Below are 7035 nucleotides of genomic sequence, written 5' to 3'. Positions count from 1 at the left end.
GACCGCCCCGCGCAGCCGCGCCGGCGCCAGGCCGGCCGGCCGCAGCGCGCGCAACAGCGCCTCCATCGCGGCGAGTTCGGCGGGGCCGAGCACCGGGCGGGCCTGCGAGACCTGGAGCACCCAGGGGTGGCGCAGGTAGCAGGCGTACAGGGCCTCGGCCCAGGCGGTGACGGCTTCCCGCCAGGCGTCGGCCACCGGGAGTCCGCCGGGGAATTCGGCGGGAACTCCCGAGGGGGGTTCGGTGGCGAGTTCGGCGAGCGCCCGGTCGTGCATCAGGTCGAGCAGTTCGGCCTTGCCGGGCACATAGGTGTAGAGCGCCATCGCGGTGCGGCCGAGCCGTTCGCCCACGGCGCGCATCGACAGCGCGGCCATGCCCTCGGCGTCGGCCACCGCGATTCCGGCGGACACGATCGCGTCGACGCTCAGACCCGGCTTGGGGCCGCTGCGCCCGGCGCGCGGCTCCTCGGGCGCGCCCCAGAGCAGGGCGAGCGCGCGGTGGGCGTCGCCCTGCCCGGCGTAGACGGTCATCCGAGATCTCCTTATGGCGTAAAGTATCGCTCCGGCGGCAACTCTTTATGCCGTAAGATTACCAATCGAAGGGGTTTCGCGATGACATTGCCCGTCACCTTCGTCGAGGTCGTCGAGGTCCGCCGGATCACGCCGCGCACCGCCCGGATCACCTTCGCCGCCGAGGAACTCCCCGACGCCGTCGGGACCGCCCCGGACCAGCAGCTGAAGCTCTGCTTCCCGCGCCCCGGGCAGCGCGAGCCGGTGCTGCCCGTCCGGCAGGACGACCCGATGGGCTGGTACCAGGCCTACCTGGCGATCCCGGAGGCCGAGCGCCCGCTGCTGCGCAGCTTCACCCTGCGCGGCCGGCGGCCCGGCACCCGGCTGGTCGAGATCGACTTCGTGCTGCACGGGGACTCCGGCCCGGCCGCCGCCTGGGCGGAGCGGGCCGCGCCGGGGGACCGGCTCGGGATGGTCGGCCCCTCCGCGCTGTACGCCCCGCGGGTCCCCTTCGTCGAGGCCGCCACGGAGGCCGACTGGGTGCTGCTGGCGGGCGACGAGACCGCGCTGCCGGCGCTCGCGACGCTGCTCGGGGTGCTGCCCGAGGGGGTCCGGGCGTACGTGTGGATCGAGGTCGCCGACCAGGCGGAACGCCAGGAGCTGGAGAGCCGCGCCGAGCTGGAGGTGGAGTGGCTGTACCGCGACGGCGCGGCCCCGGGCACCGTGCTGACCGAGGCGTTCCGGGACGGCGTGCTGCCCGGGGGTGAGCCCTTCGTCTGGCTGGCCGGGGAGGCGGGGGCGGTCCGGGAGGTCCGCCGGCTCCTGATCGAGGAGCAGGGGGTGCCGAAGGAGGACATCGACTTCACCGGCTACTGGCGCCACCGGCTGACCCAGGACGACGCGCCCACCGCCGAGGATCTGGCGGACGCTCAGGAGCGCCTGGCCGGCACCTGAGGCCGGGCCGGGCGTCCCGCCGCGGCTCCCGCCGCGGGACGTCCGGGCGCCGTGGCGGCCGTTTCGCCGGGCGGCGGCGTGGGAAGGGAGTCCGCCGGGGCTCTCCCGTGCCGGCCGTCCGGATCCGGTAAGGGCCGATCGGCTGAAAGATGCGGATTCGACCCGATTTCCTCTCCGAATTTTACTGATTGATGGTCAACTTTACTTTCTGATGGGGATTTACCCCCTTGTCGTGATCCTCTCAGGTGCGTTGGAATGCGTCAGCTGTCCATCTGACGAGAGGATTTATATGATCGGCTGGCGGAAAACCCAGCTAGCGGCCGCCGTCACGGTGACCGCCGCGTCCATGGTCCTGAGCCTCGGGACCATCGCGACCGCGGCCCCGGCCCCCGAACCGCAGAACGCCCAGGCGGCGTCCACGGACGGGTCCCCGGTGCCGGTGATCGTCATCATGAAGGACCAGATCGCGGACGCCCCGGCCGACCACGGCCACCTCGGCGCCCGGCAGCAGAAGACCGCCGACGCACAGGCGCCGCTGCTGAACAAGGTCAAGGCCGGCGGCGGCACCGATATCAAGAGTTTCGTGGTCGGCAACGCCTTCTCGGCCACGGTCAGCCCCGCCCTGCGGGCCCAGCTCCAGGCCGACCCGGCCGTCTCCTCCGTGGTGGCGGACGCCCAGGTCCAGGTCGCCCCGCCGGCCGCCGCCAAGGCGAAGGCGGCCAAGGACACCGCCGCCGCCAAGGCGCCCAAGGCCGACGCCGCTCCGCAGGCCGTTTCGGGCAGTAACGGCCAGGGGGCGGAGGAGAACGCGACCAACACGGTCTGCCCCGCCGACCCGGCCAAGCCGCTGCTGGAGCCCGAGGGCCTCTACTCGACCCGGGCCGTCACCGGCAACGGCAAGCCCGGCGTTGAGGACCTCGCCACCGGCAAGGGCGTCAAGGTCGCCTACATCGCGGACGGCCTCGACCCGAACAACCCGGACTTCATCCGGGCCGACGGCTCGCACGCCGTGGTCGACTACCAGGACTTCGCGGGCGACGGCTGGGACGCGCCGACCGGCGCGGCCGAGGCCTTCGGCGACGCCTCGGCGGTCATCGCCCAGGGCCGCCAGGTCTACGACGTCTCCAAGTTCGTCAACTCCTCGCACCCGCTGCCGGCCGGCTGCAACATCCGCATCCGCGGCCTCGCCCCGGACGCCGACCTGGTCGCGCTGAAGGCCGGCGGCGAGATGATGTCCAACTCGTCGATCCTCCAGTCGATCGACTACGCGGTGCGGGTCGCCCACGTGGACGTGCTGAACGAGTCCTTCGGCGGCAACGTCACCCCGGACAGCGGCGCGCACGACACCATCTCGCTCTTCAACGAGCAGGCCGTCAAGGCCGGTGTCACCGTGGCGGTCTCCACCGGTGACGCCGGCCTCAGCGGCACGATCGGCACCCCGGCCACCGACCCGTCCGTGATCGCGGTCGGCGCCTCGACGGACAACCAGAACTACCAGCAGACCGGTTACGCGGCCTCCCAGTTCTCCAACAAGACCTGGAGCAACAGCCGCATCTCCGCGCTCTCCTCGGGCGGCTTCACCCAGGCCGGCCGGACCGTCGACCTGGTCGCGCCGGGCGAGTCGGACTGGGCGCTGTGCACGCCCGACACCAGCAAGTACACGGACTGCACGGGCTACAACGGGCAGCCCTCGCCGATCCAGCCGTTCGGCGGCACCAGCCAGTCGGCCCCGTTCGTCACCGGCGCCGCAGCCCTGGTCATCCAGGCCTACCGCGACACCCACGGCGGCGACTCGCCCGCCCCGGCGCTGGTGAAGAAGTTCCTCACCGGCACCGCCACCGACCTCGGCGTGCCGGCCGAGGAGCAGGGCGCCGGCCTGCTGAACGTCCGCGCCGCCGTCGAGGCCGCCCGCGGCTACGACGACGGGGACGGCACCGACGGTGCGAAGACCGTCGTGGTCAACACCGGCCAGGTCGACATCGCCGGCGCCCCCGGCTCGACCCACACCGCCGACGTGTCCGTCACCAACACCAGTGACAGCACCCAGACGGTGAGCGCCACGACCCGCGGCTTCGCGCCGCAGTCGAGCAACCGGCAGACCGTCCAGCTGGACCCGTCCTCGAAGGACACCTTCAAGTACGCGACCAACGGCGCGGACTGGGTGCAGAAGCAGGTCAAGTTCACCGTCCCGGCCGGCGCCGACCGCCTCGCGGCCTCGATCGCCTGGCAGGGCGCGCCCAACCCGGTCACCAACGGGCCGGTGGTCCGGATGACGCTGCTCGACCCCTCGGGCCGTTTCGAGACCAACACCCGTCCGCAGGGCGGCGCCACCCCGGCCAACTTCGGCCTGGTGGACGTCCCGCACCCGGTGGCCGGCGAGTGGACCGCCGTCCTCTACACCCCGGCCGGCCAGGCCGGCTACAACGGCGCCGTCGAGCTCGGCACCGCCACCCAGCGCGCGGTGCCGGCCGGCGCCGTGAGCCCCGGCACGACCGACCTGAAGCCGGGCCAGACCAAGACCCTCAAGGTCCAGCTCACCACCCCGGCCACCAGCGGCGACTCCAGCGAGGCCGTCCTGGTCTCCGGCTCCAACGGCAACACCACCAGCGTCCCGGTCGTGCTGCGCAGCCTCGTCCCGGTCAACCAGGGCAAGGGCACCTTCACCGGCACCATCACCGGCGGCAACGGCCGCAGCGCCTCGCCGACGCAGAGCTTCTCGTACGCCTTCGACGTCCCGAAGGGCCAGAAGGACCTGCGGGTCGGCCTGACCGTCGGCAAGGACCCGAAGCTGCTCATGCAGGGCGCGCTGATCAGCCCGAACGGCACCCCGGTCGACATCGAGGGCAACGGGCAGTTCGACGCCCAGGGCAACCTGGCGGGCACCGGCAACGGCGTCTCGGCCACCGCCGTCAACCCGGCCGCCGGCCGCTGGCGGTTCGTCCTGAACGTGCTCGGCCCGGTCAGCGGCCAGGAGCTCGCCCAGGACTTCACCGGCACCATCGCGTTCAACCAGAACCAGGCCACCGCGGCCGGTCTGCCCAACGACGCCCGCAGCAAGCTGGCGGCCGGCAAGCCGGTCACCGTCCAGGTGAACTACACCAACAACACCGTCGCGACCCAGCGGATCGCGGCCGACGGCCGGCTGGACCGCCGGGTGGACGTGCCGCTGGTGCCGCAGGGCACCTCGGCGACCGTCACCCTGCCGCTGAGCCTCAGCTCCGCGGTGCCGTCCTTCCTGGTGCCGCCGGGCACCGACCGGCTCAAGGCCGTGGCGGCGTCCTCGACGCCGGCGCAGATCGAGCTGAGCGCCACCACGGGCTCGCCGGACCTGTTCGGCGACCTGAAGAAGGCCCAGGACGGCTCCACCGTCTCGGTCGTCACCGACAACGGCACCGCCGAGCAGCCGGTCGTCCCCGGCACCTGGAGCACCTTCGTCCAGCAGATCGGCCCGTTCGGCACCGGCGGCGCGCCGGCCGGCACCTCCACCATCACGGCCACCGCGCACACCCAGGCCTTCGACCCGGCGCTGACCTCCAGCACCGGTGACCCGTACGCCGCCTCGGTGAACGCCTCGGCCGCGGCCGCCACCCCGGTGACCGTCGCCCCCGGCGCCACCGGCACGCTCCAGGTGACGCTGACCCCGACCGGCCCGAAGGGCAGCACCGTCAAGGGCGTGCTGTACCTGGTATCCGGCCCGACCGGCGTGGCCACCGCCAACAACGCCCTGAACACCACCGGTTCGGTGCTCGCGGCGATCCCGTACAGCTACACCGTGAACTGACGCCACGTCAGCCGACGTCAGGCCGAGGCCGTCCCGGGGTTCCGGGGCGGCCTCGGCCGCGTTCGGCGGCCGGGGTTCCGGGGGCGGCCGACTGGGCAGGGTCGGGAGTGAACGGATGTTGTCACCGGATGTTGTCACCGGATGGGGAGTTGCGAGTTGAACGACGCGATCAAGCACGGCGAGGTCGTGGTGAACGGTGTGCGGCTGCACTACGCGGAGCAGGGCGAGGGGCCGCTGGTCCTGCTGCTGCACGGCTTCCCGGAGAGCTGGTACTCCTGGCGCCACCAGTTCGCGCCGCTCGCCGAGGCCGGCTACCGGGTCGTCGCGCCGGACCAGCGCGGGTACGCCCGCAGCGAGCAGCCCGAGCGGATCGACGCCTACACCCTGCTGCACCTGGTCGGCGACGTGACGGCGCTGATCGCCGCGCTCGGCGAGGAGAAGGCCGTCGTGGTCGGGCACGACTGGGGCGCGCCGGTGGCCTGGGCCGCCGCGGCGCTGCGGCCGGACCTGGTGCGCGGAGTGGTCGGGCTGAGCGTGCCGCCGCTGCCGGCCGGGCCCGGCACCCTGTCCGCGGCCCGGGAGAACTTCGGCGAGGGCTTCTACCAGATCTACTTCCAGGAGCCGGGCCGCGCCGACGCCGAGCTGGCGGCCGACGTCAAGTCCAGCCTGCGCCGCATCCTCTGCGGCATCCAGCCCGACGGCGAGCCGCGACCGTGGATTGTCCCCGAGGGCAAGAAGCTGCTGGACACCGTCCCGGAGCCGGAGAGCCTGCCGGACTGGCTCACCGACGAGGACCTCGACGTGTTCGCCGCCGACTACGCCCGGCACGGCGAGAACGCCTTCACCGGGGGCCTCAACTGGTACCGCAACATCGACCGGAACAGCGAGCTGATGACGGCGTTCGTCGGCCAGCGGATCGACGTGCCCGCGCTGTTCGTGGTCGGTGAGCGGGACCTGGTGAACGCGATGATCGCGCCGGAGGCGGTCCAGTACCTGCTGACGCACCTGACGCCCCGGCTGCACCGGCACGTCCGGCTGCCGGACACCGGCCACTGGACGCAGCAGGAGCGCCCGGCCGAGGTCACCGAGGCGCTGCTGGACTTCCTGGCGCACCTGGACAAGTAGCCGGCCGGGGCACCGGGCGCGGCCTCGGGGGCCGCGCCCGGTGTCAGACCGGCAGGAGGCGGGCGATCAGCTCGCCGAGGCGGCGGGCGTTGCGGCAGGAGTGCATCTCCACCACGCCCGCGTAGACGAGGGCGGCGGAGTCGCCGGTCGGCCAGAGCGAGGGCTGTTCGGGGTTGAGCCAGAACACCCGGCGGGCCCGGGCGGCGATCCGGCGCAGCGCGTCCGGGTTGGGGTCGCGGTGGTTGTTCCTGGCGTCGCCGAGGACCAGCACGCAGGTGCGCGGGCCGACGGCGTCCAGGTGCCGTTCGGCGAACTCCCCGAGTGCGGAGCCGTAGTCGCTGTTGCCGTGGTAGCCCGTGACCTCGGCCTCGGCGAGGATCCGGGCGGCCAGGCGTGCCGGGTCGTCGCCGCCGCGCAGCAGGCCGGTCACCTCGGCGGTGCGGTTGACGAAGGCGAACACCCGGACCTTGCTGAACTGTTCGCCCATCGCCTGCACCAGCAGCATGGTGAAGTCGGCGAAGCCCGCCACCGAGCCGGAGACGTCGCACAGCAGCACCAGCTCCGGGCGGGCCGGGCGGCGCCGCCGGTACGCGGGGCGCAGCGGCACCCCGCCGGTGCCCAGCGAGCGGCGCAGGGTGCGGCGCAGGTCGATCTCGCCGCGGGCGGCG

At 73.2% G+C, this 7035-nt stretch carries 5 protein-coding genes; 3 read left to right on the top strand and 2 right to left on the bottom strand.

Annotated elements, in window-relative coordinates; all coding sequences use genetic code 11:
• Nucleotides 1-528, bottom strand: a 528-nt coding sequence (locus tag AE652_RS31145) for a TetR/AcrR family transcriptional regulator (protein WP_049657591.1), incomplete at its 3' end; no start/stop codon positions are given.
• A gap of 81 nt (nt 529-609) precedes the next feature.
• On the opposite strand from AE652_RS31145, the gene AE652_RS31140 reads away from it, so the two are divergent.
• From AE652_RS31140 to AE652_RS31130, 3 genes are all read left to right on the top strand, one after another.
• Nucleotides 610-1461, top strand: a complete 852-nt coding sequence (locus tag AE652_RS31140; RefSeq protein WP_049657588.1) for a siderophore-interacting protein — start codon at nt 610-612, stop codon at nt 1459-1461.
• A 346-nt stretch (nt 1462-1807) separates the two neighbouring features.
• Nucleotides 1808-5242, top strand: coding sequence for a S8 family serine peptidase (locus AE652_RS31135; protein WP_234348605.1), 3435 nt, complete (start codon nt 1808-1810; stop codon nt 5240-5242).
• A 156-nt stretch (nt 5243-5398) separates the two neighbouring features.
• On the top strand, nt 5399-6367 hold the full coding sequence (locus AE652_RS31130; RefSeq protein ID WP_234348604.1) for an alpha/beta fold hydrolase: 969 nt from the start codon (nt 5399-5401) through the stop codon (nt 6365-6367).
• A gap of 43 nt (nt 6368-6410) precedes the next feature.
• Here AE652_RS31130 and AE652_RS31125 read toward each other — a convergent pair.
• Nucleotides 6411-7035 (bottom strand): VWA domain-containing protein (locus AE652_RS31125; RefSeq protein WP_049657580.1); only part of this gene is annotated, 625 nt, incomplete at its 5' end.

Origin of the sequence: Kitasatospora sp. MY 5-36, from assembly GCF_001182915.1 — a bacterium.
Taxonomy (GTDB): domain Bacteria; phylum Actinomycetota; class Actinomycetes; order Streptomycetales; family Streptomycetaceae; genus Kitasatospora.
This window is presented reverse-complemented; position numbering and strand designations above follow the sequence as displayed.